At 37.4% G+C, this 19953-nt stretch carries 20 protein-coding genes; 7 read left to right on the top strand and 13 right to left on the bottom strand.

The genetic code is table 11. The annotated features are described in order from the left end of the window. Positions 1-35: 35 nt before the first annotated feature. Genes FBD94_RS24605 through fumC form a run of 6 tightly spaced genes read right to left on the bottom strand, consistent with a single transcriptional unit; the run spans position 36 to position 4579 of the window. Positions 36-731, bottom strand: coding sequence for a tetratricopeptide repeat protein (locus tag FBD94_RS24605; protein WP_136882183.1), 696 nt, complete (start codon positions 729-731; stop codon positions 36-38). A 60-nt stretch (positions 732-791) separates the two neighbouring features. Further along, the gene (locus tag FBD94_RS24600; RefSeq protein ID WP_136882182.1) at positions 792-1361 is read right to left on the bottom strand and encodes a DUF1543 domain-containing protein; all 570 of its coding nucleotides are present in this window, start codon (positions 1359-1361) and stop codon (positions 792-794) included. Positions 1362-1373: 12 nt separating this feature from the next. Continuing rightward, entirely contained in the window at positions 1374-1811 is a 438-nt protein-coding gene (locus FBD94_RS24595; protein ID WP_131607939.1) for a low molecular weight protein-tyrosine-phosphatase, read from the bottom strand. Positions 1812-1815: 4 nt separating this feature from the next. Next, positions 1816-2628, bottom strand: a complete 813-nt coding sequence (locus tag FBD94_RS24590; protein ID WP_136882181.1) for a S1/P1 nuclease — start codon at positions 2626-2628, stop codon at positions 1816-1818. A gap of 37 nt (positions 2629-2665) precedes the next feature. Next, the gene (locus FBD94_RS24585) at positions 2666-3166 is read right to left on the bottom strand and encodes a fumarate hydratase (RefSeq protein ID WP_136882180.1); all 501 of its coding nucleotides are present in this window, start codon (positions 3164-3166) and stop codon (positions 2666-2668) included. A gap of 15 nt (positions 3167-3181) precedes the next feature. Continuing rightward, positions 3182-4579, bottom strand: coding sequence for a class II fumarate hydratase (gene fumC / locus FBD94_RS24580; protein ID WP_131607936.1), 1398 nt, complete (start codon positions 4577-4579; stop codon positions 3182-3184). 162 nt (positions 4580-4741) lie between these two features. Between fumC and FBD94_RS24575 the strand changes: the two genes are divergently transcribed. After that, entirely contained in the window at positions 4742-5977 is a 1236-nt protein-coding gene (locus FBD94_RS24575) for a serine hydrolase domain-containing protein (protein ID WP_136882179.1), read from the top strand. Here FBD94_RS24575 and recG read toward each other — a convergent pair whose 3' ends face one another. The 6 genes from recG to meaB form a co-directional block, all read right to left on the bottom strand. After that, positions 5978-8083, bottom strand: a complete 2106-nt coding sequence (gene recG, locus FBD94_RS24570) for an ATP-dependent DNA helicase RecG (protein ID WP_136882178.1) — start codon at positions 8081-8083, stop codon at positions 5978-5980. It lies immediately after the preceding gene. 4 nt (positions 8084-8087) lie between these two features. Continuing rightward, entirely contained in the window at positions 8088-8999 is a 912-nt protein-coding gene (locus tag FBD94_RS24565; protein ID WP_136882177.1) for an EamA family transporter, read from the bottom strand. A 3-nt stretch (positions 9000-9002) separates the two neighbouring features. Beyond that, a complete protein-coding gene (locus FBD94_RS24560) occupies positions 9003-9383 on the bottom strand; it encodes a RidA family protein (protein ID WP_131607932.1) in 381 nt (126 codons plus the stop codon). A gap of 43 nt (positions 9384-9426) precedes the next feature. Beyond that, complete coding sequence (locus FBD94_RS26535) at positions 9427-9567, bottom strand: DUF6728 family protein (protein ID WP_317130115.1); 141 nt, start codon at positions 9565-9567, stop codon at positions 9427-9429. Positions 9568-9643: 76 nt separating this feature from the next. Beyond that, positions 9644-11008 (bottom strand): OmpA family protein, encoded by a 1365-nt coding sequence (locus FBD94_RS24555; RefSeq protein WP_136882193.1) that lies wholly within the window; start codon positions 11006-11008, stop codon positions 9644-9646. Positions 11009-11353: 345 nt separating this feature from the next. Continuing rightward, complete coding sequence (meaB, locus tag FBD94_RS24550; protein ID WP_136882176.1) at positions 11354-12244, bottom strand: methylmalonyl Co-A mutase-associated GTPase MeaB; 891 nt, start codon at positions 12242-12244, stop codon at positions 11354-11356. A gap of 42 nt (positions 12245-12286) precedes the next feature. Between meaB and FBD94_RS24545 the strand changes: the two genes are divergently transcribed. The 6 genes from FBD94_RS24545 (at position 12287) to FBD94_RS24520 (ending at position 18600) form a co-directional block, all read left to right on the top strand. Beyond that, entirely contained in the window at positions 12287-12943 is a 657-nt protein-coding gene (locus FBD94_RS24545; protein WP_136882175.1) for a glycosyltransferase family 32 protein, read from the top strand. 62 nt (positions 12944-13005) lie between these two features. After that, positions 13006-13884, top strand: coding sequence for a glycosyltransferase family protein (locus FBD94_RS24540; RefSeq protein ID WP_136882174.1), 879 nt, complete (start codon positions 13006-13008; stop codon positions 13882-13884). A 35-nt stretch (positions 13885-13919) separates the two neighbouring features. Then, positions 13920-14945, top strand: a complete 1026-nt coding sequence (locus tag FBD94_RS24535) for a glycosyltransferase family 4 protein (protein WP_136882173.1) — start codon at positions 13920-13922, stop codon at positions 14943-14945. A gap of 7 nt (positions 14946-14952) precedes the next feature. Beyond that, on the top strand, positions 14953-15747 hold the full coding sequence (locus FBD94_RS24530; RefSeq protein WP_136882172.1) for a DUF5672 family protein: 795 nt from the start codon (positions 14953-14955) through the stop codon (positions 15745-15747). 95 nt (positions 15748-15842) lie between these two features. Then, a complete protein-coding gene (locus tag FBD94_RS24525; RefSeq protein ID WP_136882171.1) occupies positions 15843-17669 on the top strand; it encodes an ABC transporter ATP-binding protein in 1827 nt (608 codons plus the stop codon). 4 nt (positions 17670-17673) lie between these two features. Beyond that, complete coding sequence (locus FBD94_RS24520; RefSeq protein WP_136882170.1) at positions 17674-18600, top strand: glycosyltransferase family 2 protein; 927 nt, start codon at positions 17674-17676, stop codon at positions 18598-18600. A gap of 48 nt (positions 18601-18648) precedes the next feature. On the opposite strand, the gene FBD94_RS24515 is transcribed toward FBD94_RS24520, so the two are convergent. Beyond that, a complete protein-coding gene (locus FBD94_RS24515; protein WP_136882169.1) occupies positions 18649-19755 on the bottom strand; it encodes a glycosyltransferase in 1107 nt (368 codons plus the stop codon). Positions 19756-19953 lie beyond the last annotated feature (198 nt).

Genomic DNA, 19953 nt, shown 5'->3' with positions numbered 1-19953 from the left:
GACAATGATACAAAAAAAACGATTTGTTTTATAATTTATTGTTTCAGCAATTGTTTCTTGGCCATAGCTTTAGCAGGGATTTGAGCCTTTGCTTCCCTAATTTGATTTTTAAATCTAGCCATATTTGAAGACTTAGCTAAAAGCTCGGCCCTGTTCAGGTCTTTCAGTGCAAGGGTATATTCTTTTTTCTTCGTTTTTACCTGTGCCATACCTAAAATTGAATCTATATATGCGTTGTTATCGCCAACCTGTTTAGCAAGTATCCCCTGTTGGGTATAGAACCATAAAGATTGAGTTAACTTATCTGCTGCCAGGTATATTTTACCTAACTGGCTATACGATTCCATCTGTCCCGTTTTACTGCCAATTTTAGCGTAATTTTTTAAAGCTACATTAAGCGTCACCTGTTCCGCTTCGGCATAATGCGCCATTAGATAATGAGCATTCGCCAATCTCAATAAGGCAGAACCATATTGGCTAAACTTTTTAGAGCTATTGTATTCAAATGCAGCTTTACCAAATAGGGTAATTGCATCATTTAAATCACCGTGCCGTTCTTTTTTCTCCGCATCAGCAAAATAGGTATCCCCGCTATTTTCTTCCAAATTTGACGTAACAATATTCACCGCCCCATTTACTTGTGGTGGTTGTTGTGACAAGAAAGGATTTGTTTGGGGCATAGCCTGATTAGCGCTAAAAAGACAAATCAATAGGAAACAGATTTTATTCATCGCATCAAAGATATGACAAATTTACATAAACAACTGTATACTAAACAAAAAGGGGAAAATTCAGACTTTGCTTAGTGGCAGATAACCAAGGTGTAATTCATCTTCAAAAAGGAGGGTTGTGGGCTCTATTTGTATATGAAACGTGCTTTTCATGTGTTCTGAAAGAACATCAGCTATTTCGAATGCATCATCAACATCCACTCCGTACCTATCATCAATATGGGAAACAGCACCTTCAAACCCTGTATGCTTATAAAAGGTGGTTTCTTTAGCTAATCTGCTGGCATCCGCCATCGTATCAGCAACCAGAAGCATTTTATAGTGGAGTTCATCAAATTCTCCTGGTTTATAGCCTCCAAGATTGATAAAAAATAATTTATTGACATTAGTCTCCACTACATCTCCTTTGGGTACCACTTTTAAACTATAGCTCCCCACAGCTGTTACTTCCCGCCAGGCATCAATATGGATTTTATCATTTGCTTCTGGCCAAAAACTCAGAATATCAGTCTTCAGATCACTTATGGAATTCCCTATGGCAAAAAAAATATCATGCTGTTCTGTATGTCTACCTTGCGGTTTACAGCCAAGTAAAATCATAAATAATTTTGGTACCAAGTTACCTTCCATTTCACAAAGTATTTACTTAAACTCTGCTATAAGTTGTTTACAACGCTCTTCTATTTCTAGAAAAACGGGCTCAAACAGTTTATCATCAAAATAAGGATCTGTTACTTCAAGCTCATCCGGCAAAAACAACTTCACTTTATTCCGATGTTCCGTAGTTGAAGCAAGCTTTAATACATCCTTCAAATTATTTTGATCCATAACCAGGATATGATCGAAATCATCAAACATATCCCGGTTAAAATGTTTAGCTCTTTGCTTAGAAATATCATAACCAAAATTGCTGGCGACAGCAATACTCCTCCTGTCAGCAGGCTGATTTACATGCCAATCACCAGTACCTGCAGAAGAGATTTCCCAACCCAATTGTTGCTCCTCTACCAGATGGCGCATAATCCCCTCCGCCAATGGCGAACGGCAAATATTACCCAGACAAACCATTAATATCTTCATTTACTTATTTATAAATGTCATTAAGAATACTTGCCAGGCAAATTCCACCTTTTAAAAGCTGCTCATTAAGCAAACCTACAAATTCGAAATTATACTTATAGCTCAATTTTTCTTCTGGTTTAATATTAGCATAAATCTTATTGCATGCCTGATAAGATCCATAAACATAATCCTTTAATGAATAAGTTTTCCAGGTACCCAATTGAGCAGCAGATGGATAATCAATGGCATTCGCATACTCCGTATAACTTAACTGCTGATAACCGATAAGCGCTTCATCCCAAACCCTGTGTAGATTAGATTTTTCGCCAAACCAGGTTACAAAAACCTTATTTCCACCCAAATCTTCTTTTCTAGCTGTATGCATTGGCTGATTTAAGTCGCCAACCAAATGGATAAGCATCCGCATAGCCAATAACTTCTGATCTGCGGTGCTCTGCTTGTTTTTTAAGGTGGCAGTCATTTCAAGAGCTTTATTGTATACATTCGCTCCCTTTTCAGTATCCAACACATCAAATACACCTTGCTTATCTAATCCTTCAGGCAAGTTTACAAAATGCCAGTTGTATAAATAGTCATAGGTAGGATCAGACTTTATAAAGTCACCCCAGTTACTTGCCATAGCAAGGCTTTCGTTACCTAAGATATCTTTTACTCCTTTTCTTGCTTTATTAGTCAGATGGTTTTCCGCAACTTGTGCAACTATCCTATGACCAAGCATCCCCCAAGCTCCTGCATTTAGCGGTAAGTACAGAATAACAGCTAAAATTAAAATGGCTTTGTACCCAGTAGTTATTAAACTCTTTTTCGTATTCATCGATGTATAATTATGCTTATCATAGCGATATCAGGTATTACAATTCTTTAGGCACGCAAACAATCCGTTCTTTTAAAACCAGATTACATTCCCTTTGATTACCTACACTTTCCAGATGCAGGCTGCTAGGTTCAGAAGATTTAATGTAAAAAGCTTTTTCATATCTTCCAATCTGGTAACAGCCCGACACCTTTTGTTTATAATTTGCCTTAGTGTAAGTTCCTGCTAAAAATAAGCTATCTCCCCTTACTGCATATACCCCTTTAGCGTATTCTTTCCACACCCCACCGTTAAAGCAGGAGTCCGAATAGTAGTTCACTTTGGAGTGTGTGGTCAGGTCAACATAAAACGAGTCACAGGTAAACTTAAACTTATGCTGTGTATAACTCAACAGTTTATCCGAATTTTTGATACTGTCTTGATTCCATATACCTTGCAAAAAAGCTTCTCCTTTTCCCTGAACATCAGGTAACCTTCTGCACGAGGCAGATACACACAAAATAAGCAACAGATAAAATGCCAATCTCAACATTCCCATACAAATATTAAGTGCTTATTTTAAACTACCAACCATATCCTCTGGACGAACCCACTCATCAAATTGTTCACCGGTTAATAGGCCTAATTCAATTGCAGCATCTCTTAAGGTTTTATTTTCTTTATGTGCTTTCTTTGCAATCTTTGCTGCATTCTCGTAACCAACATGAGGATTTAATGCCGTCACTAGCATTAAAGAGTTTTCCAAATGTTTTTTTATCTCTGGAAGATTTGGAAGAATTCCGGCAGCGCAATGGTCATTAAATGAAACGCAAGCATCTCCAATCAAACGTCCCGATTGTAAAACGTTGGCCGCAATTACAGGTTTAAACACATTCAGTTCAAAATGGCCTGTAGCCCCACCGATACTTACAGCAACATCATTTCCAATCACCTGAGCACAAACCATTGTTAATGCTTCTGGTTGTGTAGGGTTAACCTTACCTGGCATGATAGAAGATCCCGGTTCGTTATCAGGAATAATGATCTCCCCGATGCCAGAACGCGGGCCCGAGCTTAACATCCTTACATCATTTGCAACTTTCATTAATGAAACCGCCACACGCTTGTATGCACCAGAAAGCTCTACCATTGCATCATGCGCAGCTAAAGCTTCGAATTTATTAGGCGCAGTAACAAAAGGCAAGCCCGTTAAATCCGCTATCTTTTTAGCCACCAATACATCGTAACCTTTAGGCGTATTTAAACCTGTACCAACAGCTGTACCGCCTAAAGCTACCTCACTGATCATTACCAAAGCATTTTTAATAGCTCTAAGACCATTACTAACTTGTTGTGCATAGCCCGAAAACTCTTGTCCAAGAGTTAAAGGAGTAGCATCCATAAAGTGAGTACGTCCTGTTTTTACGATTGTAGCAAATTCTTCAGATTTAGCGACAAGGGTTTTATATAATTTTTCTAATCCCGGAACCGTAACTTCAACTGCTTGTTTATAAGCCGCAATGTGCATTGCAGTAGGGTAAGTATCATTTGATGACTGTGATTTATTTACGTCATCATTAGGATGCAAAACTTTTTTATCATCAGCCAGATCTCCACCATTCAAAACGTGCGCACGATAAGCGATAACCTCATTGGCATTCATGTTACTTTGCGTACCTGAACCCGTTTGCCAAATCACCAATGGGAATTGATCATCTAAGCTACCTGCAATCACCTCATCACAAGCTTTTGCAATCAAAGTTGCTTTATCTTGTGATAAAACACCCAGTTCTGTATTTGCTAATGCCGCTGCTTTTTTCAAATATCCAAAAGCATGAATGATCTCTTTAGGCATAGAAGCCTCCGGACCAATTTTGAAGTTATTTCTTGAACGTTCAGTTTGAGCACCCCAATATTTATCAGCAGGCACCTGCACTTCACCCATCGTATCGTGTTCGGTTCTAAAATTCATAGTATTCTTTTTTTTGTTGTCGCAAATTTAAAGTTTTTATGCCTCAATGAGTTGGATTTATGTAATTAATCAACGACAAAGTTTACAATGTTTAAAACTCTTTTACGTTTAAAGGGGTAAAAATCCTTATTTTTCGACTTTTTAACCTGTATTGCATTGTCCATGAAATTTCGTCAACTAACTATAGCCTTATCATTAGCCATATTATCATTATCATCCTGTTCAAGTCCGGCAGAAAAAGCCAAGAAGGCAGAAGCAGATAAAAAAGTAAGAATACCTGAAGACGATAAGGCCGATAGTTTATTATTGGTATACAATCCGGCAAAAGGCGATAAATGGATTGCCGATTTTGTACAAAACTTACATAAAAAATATAGCTTCAATGGAAACGTACTGGTAGCAAAGGGTGGAAAAATCATTTATGAAAAAGCTGTTGGCTGGGCGGATTACCTACATCGCGACAGCCTGAAAATAAACTCAGAATTCGAGCTAGCTTCTATTACCAAAACCTTTACCGGTGTTGCAATTATGCAACTGGTTGAAACAGGAAAGCTTAAACTTACAGACGATGTGAAAAAATTCTACCCAAACTTCCCTTATGACGGGATAACTGTAGAATTACTACTATCGCACCGTAGCGGAATGATGAATTACGTTTATTTCATTGACGATATCTGGCGTAAGGAAAAACGCGACATGAAAAAAGGAGTATCAAACCAGGAAGTAATGCAGGTAATTGCTGATAAAAAACCTAATCCATATACCAAACCTGACAGACTTTTCCATTACAACAACTCTAACTTTATGGTGCTGGGTGCAATTATCGAAAAGGTAACTGGGCAACGCTACTCCCAATATATGATGGAACATATATTTAAGCCAGCTGGGATGAAAAACACACATGTTTATTCTAAAGCAGAGTATGAGAAAATCCCTGTAGACGTTGTAGGTCATGATCGTAACAGCTGGCGATACTCTGTAGTGCAGAACTTTTTAGATGGTCCTGTTGGCGATAAAGGTATTTACAGTACTTTGCATGACTTAGTCTTATATGATAAATATCTAAAGAACGGTAGACTATTAACACAAAAAAGTCTGGATTCAGCGTACAAAGGCCGAAACAAAGCTATTAAAGGTCATTTTAATTATGGCTATGGCTGGCGCATGTTTGACGGAGAAAAAGATAGAAAAGTAGTGTACCACACAGGTTGGTGGCACGGGTTCAGACACATCTATGTACGCGATTTCCAAAAGGATATAGTCGTTATATTTCTAGGCAATTTAACCAATGGCAGTCTGATGCACCTCGATGAACTATATAAGCACCTTGGCGTACCAGTTATTCGTAAGGGAGCCTATTCTGGCGCAGGATCTTTACCCGGAAGCGATGAGGATTAATTAAGAAATCTTATCAAAGGCAATACCGCGACGCCTTTTAGCAAGATAGGTCTTCAGCAAACTATTTTCGGGCAATTCCAGATGAGGATCTACAGTCAGTAATTCTATAACTGTATTTCTGGCTTCCTGCAAAATGAGCTGATCCTTTGCCAAGTCCGCCAATTTCAGTTCCAACACACCACTTTGCTGAGTACCGGTAATATCACCGGGGCCACGGAGCTGCAGGTCTATTTCTGAAATTTCAAACCCGTTACTGGTTTTCACCATGGTTTCCAGACGTAATTTTCCGTCTGCACTTAATTTGTTTCCAGACATCAGAATACAGAAAGATTGCTCGGCACCACGCCCTACCCGACCACGTAATTGGTGTAATTGTGAAAGTCCAAAGCGCTCTGCATTTTCAATGATCATAACCGAAGCATTCGGAACATTAACCCCCACTTCGATTACAGTCGTAGCTACCATAATCTGACTTTTGCCATCAATAAACTGCTGCATTTCGTATTGTTTATCGGCATTGCTCATTTTACCATGCACAATACTAATCTGATAATCTGGCCTCGGAAACTGATAGCTCATCTGTTCTATCCCAGCCTCGAGATGCAAAAGATCCAACTTCTCACTTTCCTTAATCAATGGATAAACCACATAAACCTGTCGCCCCTTGGCAATCTCCTGTTTCATAAAACCAAACATCCGCAAACGCTGCCCTTCAAACAAATGTTTCGTTTCAATTGGTTTCCTGCCCACAGGCAATTCGTCGATCACAGACACATCCAAATCACCGTACAGCGTCATCGCGAGCGTCCTTGGTATCGGAGTAGCCGTCATCACCAATATATGTGGGGGTACAATATTTTTACGCCACAGCTTAGCGCGTTGCTCAACTCCAAAACGGTGTTGTTCATCAATCACTACCAGACCAAGGTTTTTAAATACAACCTTATCTTCGATCAAAGCGTGTGTTCCCACTAAAATATCGATCTCACCTGCTTCCAATGCCAAGTGTAGCTGCGTACGTTGCTTCTTGGTTGTGCTGCCAGTAAGTATGGAGACCTTAATCAGGCGATCCTTTAATAACGAACTGATAGATTCGTAGTGCTGACGAGCCAATATCTCTGTAGGCGCCATCATACAGGCCTGATAGCCGTTGTCATTAGCCAGTAGCATACTCATTAAAGCTACCGCCGTTTTACCGCTCCCAACATCTCCCTGCACCAAACGATTCATCTGAATGCCGCGCTGGGTATCCATTCTAATTTCTTTGATTACGCGTTTCTGTGCACCAGTAAGTTCGAAAGGAAGTATTTCATTATAAAATGTGTTTACACGTTCCCCGACTAACGGAAACAAGTGTCCTTTAAATTTCAGCTCTCTAAGTTGTTTATTGTGCAACAACTGCAATTGAATAAAGAATAGCTCTTCAAACTTCAATCTGCTCTCAGCCTTCTTTAATAAAGCAACGTCTTTAGGAAAGTGGATATTTAAAATAGATTCCTTCCTTGATATCATGTGATATTTTTCGAGAATATAAGGAGGTATAGTTTCCTTAACTTCAAAAAGATGTTGTTCCAGCAATAAGGTTTGCAGCTTTTGAAGACCCTTACTATCCAAAAAAAACTTCTTTAATTTCTCTGTCGAATTGTAAACTGGTTGTAGCCTAAGGTTACCAGTAATGGTGGCAGGCCTCGGATAACTTTCCAATTCAGGGTGTGAGATACTAAAACTCCCATTAAATACCGTAGGCTTACCAAATACAATATAAACCTTCCCTTTCATCACATGCTCATCTACCCATTTTAAACTTTGAAACCACACCAATTCAATGGAACCAGTTTCGTCAGTCAAACGGGCTACAATCCGCTTTTTATGCTTTTCGCCAATTTGTTCTTTACCTGTAATCCGTCCTAATATCTGCACATAAGGAAGCTCGGGGCTCAGTTCGTTAATTTTATAAAACCTTGTCCTGTCAATATACCTAAATGGAAAATAATTGAGCAATTGGTTGTAAGTAAAAATACCCAGCTCCTTTTGCAAAAGTTCTGCACGTTTAGGCCCCACGCCCTTCAGAAATTCGATAGTCGTATCTAAGGTAGATGCAAACAAAGCTTTAAATATTTTTTCCCTTAAATGTAAAGATATCTTTTATCATAGCCCAATTAAATACAACTACCGATAGTAGCAGTAATAAGTAAGCGAACAATTGATGTGCATCAACATGTTCATCAAAGTAGAAAATAGCTACCGTAAAGGCTATAATGGGATTTATATAAATAATAATCCCCAACGTTGACGACGGAATTCCTATTAATGCATATAAACTTAAAAACAAAGGAATTATGGTGAAAAAGACAGCAATTAGTGTAATATTTCCCCAAAACCATAAGTCTTGAGGAAAGCCTTCATGTTTCAATAAATAAAAAGGTAGCATTAGTATAACTGCAAAACCTATTTGGACAGCCAATACATTTAACTTATCCAAGTGTTGCATTTTGCGCTGTATAATGAGGTAAAATGCATACAATGAAGCAATGATTACCGACCATAGCACTTCTACAAATGAACCGGTGGCCAACAACAAAATACTCAATAAAGCTATACCAAGGGATATCAATTTCAGCCTGGATAATGATTCTTTTAAAATCAAGAACCCTCCAAAAGCGGTAATCAGCGGGCATACCATATAAGCAAAGGCGGCCGATTGCAAACTCACGTTATTTACGGCGTAGATATAAGTATACCAGTTAGATGTGAGCAGCAACGTAGAGCCAATTAACTGCAATAGAATATTGCGCCTCTCCCTGTTCGTAATAAACGAAAGATAAACGAGATCCTTTTTAAGCTCTTTTCTTCTGAATACAAGAATAGCAAGCCAAATAAAAATAAGGGAGGTAAAAATACGATAATACAAGATCTCTTCCGAAGGAAAAGCCTTCAGATTTCTTAATGGAATCGAGAAAAAACCCCAGATAGCAAAAGATAAAATCCCTGCAAAAAAGTACCGTAAATTAGATTTCGGCAAAATTTAAGCTTTATATGCAGTCATCGAAATTTCCACGTTTACGCCCTTTGGCAATCCTTTTACAGCAACCGTTTCACGAGCAGGAAAGTTCTTGTCAAAATAAGAACCATACACTTCATTCACTTCAGCAAATAAGCCCATGTCTGACAAAAAAATGGTCGTCTTTACCACATCTTCAAATTCATAAGAAGCTTCAAGTAAAACAGCTTTAATGTTTCTCATTACCTGGTGTGTTTCTTCCTTTATTGAAGATTGAGTTAGGTCACCCGTTTCAGGATTTATAGCTACCTGACCTGACAAAAATAAAAAGCCATTAGCAATTACTGCCTGACTATATGGTCCAATTGGAGCCGGAGCATCAGTGGTGTTTATTACCGTATTCATATCAGTATTCAATTAATATTAAGAGTTATGATGTTGTTTAAATTCAGCTTAAAAAAAGCCAATCAATTAATTTCCATAAAACACCTCCAACAAACATCACAATAGCAATAGCATTGATGATGTGCATGATTTTTATATTGGTATTTGTTGGCCTGTTCGAATCCTTTTTTCTGAATAAATACATACTTACACAAAGGTATAAATAAAAAAAAGAGGGCTTCAAAATTGAAGCCCTCTTTTTCGTATTTAATTAGAAATAATTAGTTTCTAGCTGATTCAACACGACGGTTTTGGATACGACCTTCTTCAGTATCGTTTGAAGCGATTGGATTAGCTTCACCATGACCTTTAGTTACAACTTGACTAGCGTTAACACCAGAGTTAACTAAGTAAGTTTTAACAGAGTTAGCTCTGTCTTTAGATAATTTCACATTGTATGCAGCAGTACCTTCGCTTGAAGCGTAACCGTTTACAGTTACTTTACCACCGTTTTCACGCAATACTGAAGATAATTTATCTAAAGTAGGGTAAGACTCAGTTTTTAAAACTGAAGAGTTGAATTCAAATTGGATAGTTTCAAAACCAGTTAAGTTACCAGTGTTTGGAGCTACAACTGTCTCTACTTTAGGTAGAGGACATCCTGAACCATCAACAGCTGTTCCTGCAGGAGTACCTGGGCATTTGTCAAATTGATCAGAAACACCATCACCATCGCTATCTTTTTTCAAACCTTCAATAGATTGTTCAACCGCAGATACACGAGTTTTTAAAGCTTCAACTTCGTTACGTAAAGATGGATCTTTCAACTCATCATACATTAAAGCTAATGGATTAACCCATTCTAAAGCAGGTTTAGATTTAGAACCTAAAGAGAATTCTAATCCAGCATATCCGTAAGAGAATTTATCCTTGTTTGAAGCGCCATTTGCATAAACTCCATCCAAGTTATCTCCGTCTAAGAAGTGCATAGTATAACCTAAGTTAAATGCTACGCGCTCAGAAACTTTAAATTTAACACCTACACCTACTGGGATATATGCTTCTTTAACATAAGTTTTAGCATCATCATGTCTATCAGTTGTAGAACCCATTGCTTGGTCCTTCCAGTCAACAACAGCACCACTTCCTAGAGTTACTTTAGGAGCATAAGCGATTAAACCGTAACCAGCAGATACGTAAAAGTTTACAGAGTTCTCACGACGCAAGAAATCTACTGTAGCTACGTTTACAACACCTCTGATGTCAGCTGAGTAGCCAATTTCAGTTTCAAAATCTTTAGTACCATTTTGGATACCGCTAGGAAGAATATCTTTGTTAGTTCCAGAGATCTTTCCGCGGAAAATGTTACCTTCTATGCCAAAAGCATGACCTAATTGTTTTTTCAATGAAATGCCGTAACCTAAGTTAACTTCAGCATTTTTGAAATCGTTAGTACCACCGATAGCAACAAATGGAGATAAAACACCACCGTTAACACCAATAGACCACGTTCTGTACTGGCCTCTACCACCAAATACCTTGGCAGAAGAAGAAGTCGTAGCATCCTGAGCGCTAGCAAGAGTTGTTACTCCAACTATCGCTACGAAAGAGGCTGCTAGACCCTTTTTTAAAGTAGAATAATTCATAATTTTCTTTTTTAAGGTTAAACAAATTTTAATTGTATAATTTTTTTGTGTAGCAAAATTAAACAAATTTTTAAATTCTCAAAACACTTACACAAACTCCGTTCCAAACTTCTAAATTATTAATAAATAACAGTATTTAGGGCTATTAACACCGCATAAACACTTTAAATCACTAAAAGTTTTTGATTCTGCATAAAAAAGAACAGCCATGCCATTAAATGGTGTTCAAAATACACTTCAAGCCAGGTTTAACTTTTAAACACAACACCAAAAAACCGCATAATTACGGCCTAAAGCCACAATACAGGAAAGTCCTGTTTTTAAGACAGGTCAACCATCAATCTGTCAAACCCAGTTATCAGTAAAACGATAAATGTTAAAATCCGCGCTTTTCATAGCCTCAATAAGCTCCGTAAGCAATTTCTGTCTATCAATACCTACCATACGATGATATTGGATAATTTTAAAGGCCTTTTCCGCCAGCAGAAAAGGTTTACGTTCGTTATCAATTAAAGCAGGCTGAAGCAACCATTCACACAGCTCAGCTATCCCCTCCTGCTTATCAGCGACAGTTTTAAACACAGGAATGTACTCGTGTTGCTGATGAACCAATTTTTTAAGATTATTTGCAAATGTATCCGCTCCCTCCCTGTCCGCCTTATTCACTACAAAGCCTTGGGCAATCTCCATCAAGCCAGATTTTATATTTTGAATTTCATCACCCGATTCTGGAACAAGGACAACCACTGTTTTATCGGCAAGCCCCGCAATTTCAACCTCTGACTGACCAACTCCAACGGTCTCCACAAGGATCATATCAAATCCTGCCGCCTTTATTACATCTACAATTTCAATCGTTTTTGCTGATATTCCGCCCAATGCCCCACGGGTTGCCAATGATCTGATGTATACATTAGGGTTATTAAACTGCTGGGACATTCTGATCCTATCGCCTAACAAAGATCCAAAATTAAATGGCGAAGTAGGATCTACGGCAAGAATGGCAATTTTTTTACCCTCCTTTACAATCTGCGCTGTAATTGCATTTACCAAGGTACTTTTACCTGCTCCCGGAGGCCCCGTTATTCCTATTACAGGAATTTTCGAGTTAACCTTCAATGTCCTTAACAATTCAGTAGCCGGAGGGATATCATTTTCTACAAAGGTGATTGCCCGCGCCAAGGCATTAAAATTTCCTTGTTCAATTCCTTTTAAAAGTGGGTCGTTGGCATCCATTAATAAAGTATCTTTGCTACAAAGAAATAGAATTTATTAGGAATGTCAATACCGAAGATCATCTATCAAACATTTAAATCAGATAACCTGCCATTCATTACACGCTGGCACATTTCACGATTCAAAAACAAAAACCGGGATTACAGCTATGAATTCTATGACGATAAAAGAATTGAATCTTTTTTGAAGGAAGCTTACGATGATGAAACTTTAAAACTTTATCAGCAACTTAACATTGGTGCGGCAAAGGCGGACTTCTTCAGGTATGCGATATTGTTTAAAAAAGGAGGCATCTACCTGGATATAGACAGTTCTATTAAAGGAAGTCTGAATGAATTCATCCAGCCAGATGACGTCGCCATTATTTCTGAAGAACGTAATCCTAGTTTATATGTACAGTGGGCATTGGTCTTTCAAGCCAATCATCCCTTTCTGCAAAAAACCATGGAAATGATGTTAGACAACATCAGGAATAACAAATATCCACACGATGTACATAAAATGACAGGACCAACAGTTTATTCAGAAGCGATAAAGCAATGTTTAAAGGAAAGCCCTAACATCCCCTACCGTAAACTTGGAATAGATTATAATAGTCATTTAAAGTTTAAATATCCACTAAGCAAACTGATATATCAAAAAGACGCTCATTGGAAAAAACAGCAATTAACACAGCCAGTACTTAAGTTAAACAAATAGCGCAAAGTAAATTCTGCTTTAATAAAACTTACATTTGCAAAAAACACCTTTTAATACCACCAATGAAAGTAGCAGGCTTCACTTTTATTAAAAGTGCCATAACAAACGATTATCCAATTATTGAGGCCATTACCTCTATCCTTCCTATATGTGATGAATTTGTAGTTGCGGTTGGAAAATCAGAAGACAGAACTTTAGAATTGATAGAAAGCATATCTTCACCAAAGATTAAAATTATTGAGACTGAGTGGGATCCGGAGCTTAGGGCAGGTGGGCAAGTATTTGCTGAAGAAACAAACAAAGCTTTTGAAGCCATATCAACCGATGCCGACTGGGCTTTTTATATTCAGGGAGATGAATGTGTTCATGAGCAATACCTGCCTTACATCAAACAGGAAATGGAAAGTGCTTTAAATGACCAAAAAATAGAGGGCTTACTCTTTAAATATCATCATTTCTACGGATCATATGATTTCATCGCGCAATCAAGAAAATGGTATCGACGAGAAATTAGAATTGTCAAAAGAGCACTGAATGTAAAGTCTTATAAAGATGCTCAAGGATTTCGAATTGACGACAGAAAGATTAGGGTAAAGCTTATAGATGCTTATATTAATCATTATGGCTGGGTAAAACCACCAAATAGGTTGATTGAAAAAGGACTAAATTTCAGGTCATTTTACGATAACGACGCCGTAAAATCAGAGGTACCTCAGAATGCCGAGTTTGATTATGGAAATGCAGGCCAGTTAATTCGTTTTACAGGCAGCCATCCTGCGGTGATAAAAAATCGCATCGAAAGATTAAAATGGGATTTTGACCTGAGCAAAATAAAGGTAAAAAGCACCCATTCATTAAGACAACAAGTGCTTCAGCGTATCTTTGAACTTACAGGAACTAGAATTGGAGAGTACAAGAATTACAAATTGATTAAAAAATAATAGAGAGAGTGGATATCATTTTAGATTGTGAACGAATGAAATATCCCTATACAGGGTTATTTGAATATTGTCATCAGCTTGGGCTTGCCTTACTTGAAACAAAAAGCCAAGGAGATAATTTGGGAATCTATCTTCAACGTAAGGATCAACACTATTTTCCAGCCGACCTTCGTTTTTTAGATCAAAAAAGTCTGCATAAATTCATTTTTCCAAAGTTTGATGTTAAAATTGATATCTGGCATTGCACCCATCAAACTTCTTGGTACATGCCTCCTTCCAATCGCAAGGTTAAACGCGTACTGACCATTCATGATCTTAACTTCCTTTATGAAGAAAAATCTGAAGCAAAGAGAATCAGTTATTTAAAAAAACACCAGAAGAACATCGACCTTGCAGATCATATTGTTGCAATTTCTGAGTTTACCAAAAATGATGTAATCAAACATCTCAAGGTAGACAAACCAATCACGGTCATATATAATGGTTGTAATGTAGCAAAGTTCCCTGAATATGATCGACCGACTTATCAGCCTTCCAGACCTTTTCTATTTACACTAGGAACTGTTAACGCAAAGAAAAACTTCCATAGTCTTCCTTGCTTAGTTAAAAACAGAGATTTGGATTTAATTATTGCAGGAAAAATCGATGAAGGTTATGTAGCCCAAATCATGGAGGAAGCAGTAAAACACCAGGTGCAGGATCAGGTAAAAATTCTGGGACCTGTAAGTAACGAGGATAAATATTGGTACTATAAAAATTGTCAGGCTTTCGTTTTTCCATCTCTAGCCGAAGGATTTGGAATTCCAGTAATAGAAGCTATGAATTTTGGAAAACCAGTATTTCTTTCAAAAGCCACATCTCTTCCAGAAATAGGAGGTAAACTTGCTTACTATTTTGATGATTTTAACTATACGAATATGAATGCGACATTCGATTTAGGAATAAACCATTATGCCACATCTCATCCTGAGGAAGCAATAATCGCACATGCAAATCAATTTAACTGGATGACCAGTGCGCTTAAATATTGGGAAGTATATCATAGTCTATTATTAAGCTAGTCCACAGATGAGCGATAAAAAATGTGTTGTCGTTATCCCAGCCTACCGGAAACTTCAGTCGATAGAACTCCGTTTTTTGGAAAATGGGTTAACGAAAACTGAAGGGTTTGAACAAGTCATTGCCGCTCCGTTGGGGCTGACTATAGATGAATCATTTGGAAGTCTTCGGGCCCTACGCGTAGAACGTTTTTCAAAGCATTATTTTGAAAGTATAAAGGGGTATAACCAGCTGATGCTTTCCTTTGATTTTTATAACCGGTTTTCCGATTTTGAATACTTACTAATTCATCAATCAGATGTTTATCTATTTAAAGATGAACTAAGCTATTGGTGTAGTCAATCATATGATTATATCGGAGCCCCATGGTACAGGCCTGCAAAGTTGAATAAAGGCCCCTTGTATTCTTGGTTATTTCGCAATTTATGGCAGCCACTATTAGTAAAAAAAAGAAAGAATGGCTGGTTATATAATAAAGTAGGAAATGGAGGATTATCACTACGTAGAATTCCATCAGCACTAAGGATTTTAAATCACTGTAGCTGTGATTTGTTAGATGCTTATCGACATGCTAAATCCACAAGTTATAATGAGGATATATTTTGGTCTATTGAGGCGCCAAAAATAGATCCGACATTTACCATCCCTACTTGGAAAAAAGCCTTAAAATTTGCGATTGAATTTGAACCCCAAACCGCGGTAAAGGAACTGGGAGACACGCTGCCTTTTGGCTGCCACGCGCCAATGTTAATCGATGGTGATTTTTGGAAAAAATACATACCTGAAATCACCATTACCCCATAATATTATGGTCAAAAAACCTCTCTTTTACAATGAGATAGCCTGAGTGACTTATATAAATATTGAAAATTCGTAACTTCGCAATTCAAAATCCTCTAATGAAAACCTATTTTAGATTACTTTCATTTGCAAAACCAATAGAAAAATTTGCAATACCATATATCATTACCACCTTACTTGCTGTGCTCTTCGGTGTATTAAACCTCACCTTGTTAGCTCCATTATTTGGAGTAATGATGTCGGATGACAAACCAGCTCCAGTTCCAACTGATGCTCCGGTTTCGAACTTTAACGTCATGGCCAAATTTCAGGAATTTACAAATAATTCTCTTGCCACTTATGGGCCAGAAAAAACATTAACTTATATCTGCGTCATTATTATCACCTCCGTCTTGCTTTCCAATATCTTCAAATACTTTTCCCAAAGAACTATGGAAGATTTAAGAGTGCATACCTTATTAAATCTTCGGAAAACGGTATTTAACAATGTGATGAATCTTCATGTAGGATACTTTAACAATGAACGAAAAGGAGACATCATTTCAAAAGTTTCTTCAGATGTTCAAGTTGTACAATTTACAGTTACGAACACGCTACAGGTAGTATTTAAAGAGCCTGTAACCCTCATTTTTTATGTCATTGCCTTATTAATGATATCCGTAAAACTAACTCTGTTTTCTTTAATGGTAATCCCCGTATCAGCCTTCATCATTAGTAAGATTGTAAAAAGATTAAAACAGCAAGCAAAAGAATCGCATGAATCTTTCGCTAAGATGATCGGATTTTTGGACGAAGCACTTGGTGGGGTAAAAATCATTAAGGCATTTAACGCAACACAAAGGATAAAAGATAAATTCCATAACGAGAATGTTTTTTATTCTAATCTAAATAGAAAAATGGTAAGAAGGCAACAGTTAGGCTCCCCTGTATCCGAATTTCTTGGTGTTTTAATGGTTGCATTTATTGTTTGGTATGGCGGATCACTTACGATGAGCAAGCAGCCGAATGCACTTTCCGTAGGGCAATTTATCTCCTATATTGCAATATTTTCACAAGTAATGCGCCCTGCAAAAGCTTTAACTGATGCTTTTAGCGGAATCCATTCCGGCATTGCTGCTGGAGAGCGGGTATTAGAACTCATTGACACCAAACCGGAGATGATAAATAAACCAGATGCGAAAGCTATAAATGGCTTTAATCAGGCTTTAACTTTTGAAAACGTATCATTTAGTTACGGTTCAAAAGAAGTATTAAAAAACATCAATTTAACTGTTCAAAAAGGCAAAACTATAGCCTTGGTAGGCCCTTCTGGAGGAGGAAAAAGTACATTGATGGACCTTATCCCTCGCTTTCATGATCCAAAATCCGGCGCCATTAAAATTGATGGCCGCGACTACAAGGACTTAACAATTGAAAGCATCCGTGCTCAAATGGGCACAGTAAATCAGGAATCATTGTTATTTAATGATACCATTTTCAACAACATTGCTTTTGCAAAACCGGAAGCCACAGAAGAAGAAGTTATTGCTGCAGCAAAAATTGCCAATGCTCACGAGTTTATATTAAATACTGAGCAGGGTTATCAAACTTTTGTAGGCGACAGAGGGAATCGATTATCCGGTGGCCAGAAACAACGGATCTGTATTGCCCGAGCAGTTTTGGCCAATCCGCCAATAATGCTATTAGACGAGGCAACTTCAGCACTCGACACGGAGTCAGAAAAACTAGTACAAGAAGCACTAAATAACCTAATGAAGAACAGAACATCCATTGTGATTGCCCACCGTCTAAGCACCATACAACATGCCGATCAAATTGCAGTGATTGATAAGGGACAAGTTGTCGAAATGGGAAGTCATTCCGAACTGATAGCTCATAACGGGCTTTACAAACGATTAATCGATATGCAGACTTTTACAGATTAAACTCATGTCCCACCCTCTTATATCTATCGCTTTATGTACATACAACGGCGAAAACTACCTTATCGAACAACTAGATAGTTTAGTATTTCAGGATTATCCCAACTTAGAGCTTATTGTAGTCGACGACTGCTCTTCAGACAATACACTAGAGATCCTGAGGCCGTACGCAACCAAATACCCTTTCATCCACATTTATCAAAATGAAAACAATCTAGGGTATGTTAAAAACTTTGAGAAAGCTATTTCGTTATGCAACGGAGAATATATTGCATTAGCTGATCAGGATGATCTATGGAATCTTAATAAAATTAGGACATTATATCAAAATATAGGGAATCATATCCTCGTATATCACGATTCTGCCTTTGTAAACGAACGTGGAGAATCGATGGGCAAAAAAATGTCCGATATCATTAACCTATATAAGGGACATGATTTTAGGCCTTTTCTATTTAGAAATTGCGTATCAGGACATGCGATGTTATTTAGAAGGGCACTAATTCCACACATTCTGCCTTTCAATAAATCTTATTTCCATGATCACTGGATTGCCTTTGTGGCTACAAATCATGGTGGTATTGGTCTAATAACAAAATGTCTGGTCAATTATAGACAACATGATAATGCATCAACTGACATCTTAAATTCACGGATCAAAAAGAAAGAGAAGGAGCCTTTTAGCGAAGATAAAAAACTATTCAAATGGTTAGAATATTGCAAAAAGAATTCAAATGCTAAAAACTACAATTTTATAGATCAGCTTCATCAATTAATGCTTCAGCAATCAACTTCGAACCGTTACAATTATAAATTTACGTTCTTTCTAATAAAAAACATGAGTAGTCTTTTTTTCATAAGTAAAAGGAACTTCTGGAGCAAAATAAACCTAATAAGAAAAAACAGCAGAGCAAAACAAACAATAGGCTTTTAACTACTTAAGTTAAATATTACTTCCTGGGATCCATATGCTCCGTACCTTTTAAATGCTCTCCAGGATTTCCTCCCAACGCCCCACTTGCTTTGAAGCATCATACTCAGTCGCTTTTTCTTTTATTCTATTCGTGTCAAAATTTTCACCGTAATTCTGAACAGTACTCATTGCTTTAACCAAATCGTCAAAACTCCAGGAATCTACAACAATCCCCATTTTTTCTTCTACAAACTCCTTTATCCCCCCTGAATTAAAGCCTACAATTGGCTTACCCAATACTGCAGCCTCTAACATCACCAGTGGAAAAGAATCCTCCCTGGACAATAAAAGGAATGCATTTGAACAGTTCAAATAATTATAATAATCATCTTTTTGCTCCCCTGTAAACAGAACTTTCCCCGCAAACCTTTCCGCTATTGTTTTCTTTACATAGTAATAGAGCCCGGTATTTTCTTCGCCCCCTATCCATAGTATTTTAACATTTGCAGGCAATCGTTCCAATAAAGGAATCAGAAAATCTATCCCTTTCGTGAATGTTGTCTTACCTGACACGGCCCAGATATAATCGTTTTCCTCAAAACCAAGCTCTTTCCTTAGTAATTCCGCATTCTTTGAGATACGGATTTTAGCCTGATCAACAAAGCCATAAAACAAATGAACACTGGTCTTCCCCATCCCAACTATTTTATCACACACAGCCTTAGAGCAACCTATAATCAATTGAGAATAATTGAGGAGACTTTCCATCTCTTTGTATGCGATGAATCCGTATGCAAGAGGTAATTCATGAACATGAGTAACTACCTTAACCCCCAAATCAGAGGCAATTTGATATACCTCAGGATTCACAATCGTATTCACGTACCAATAGTCAGCCTTTATTGTTTTTTGAATTCTTGACAGCTGAAATCTCAAAGGATCAATCTTCAACCACTTTAAAAACACTCTCAATATCTTATTGAATTTGTTATTCCCTATTTTATAGGGGACAAAACTCTTAATATGTGAAGGCAGCGTTTCAATCAGTTTACCATTCTTTTTTGAAAATAAATAAGCCTTAAACTTATCCTGATTAAGATGAGACAGGGAATACCACAACAGCATTTCTGACCCCGTATATCCAAAGGTAGGAGTGATAAATAAGATTCGTTTCATCAATAGTAATTTGCTTTTTGATTTTTCAAAGATGCACAAAAAAACCACTTAGACCTCTCAATATGCCTATCTTAGCTTTGGATAGCCAGAAAATCTTATTTATTTTTACTTTTGTTACAAACGAGGTTGAATTTTACGGCATATTAAGGATGCGCTTTTTAAAAAATCCTTTTAATTAAATAATCAACACAAGATCAT

This window comes from Pedobacter hiemivivus, assembly GCF_005144565.1.
GTDB lineage: Bacteria > Bacteroidota > Bacteroidia > Sphingobacteriales > Sphingobacteriaceae > Pedobacter > Pedobacter hiemivivus.
This window is presented reverse-complemented; position numbering and strand designations above follow the sequence as displayed.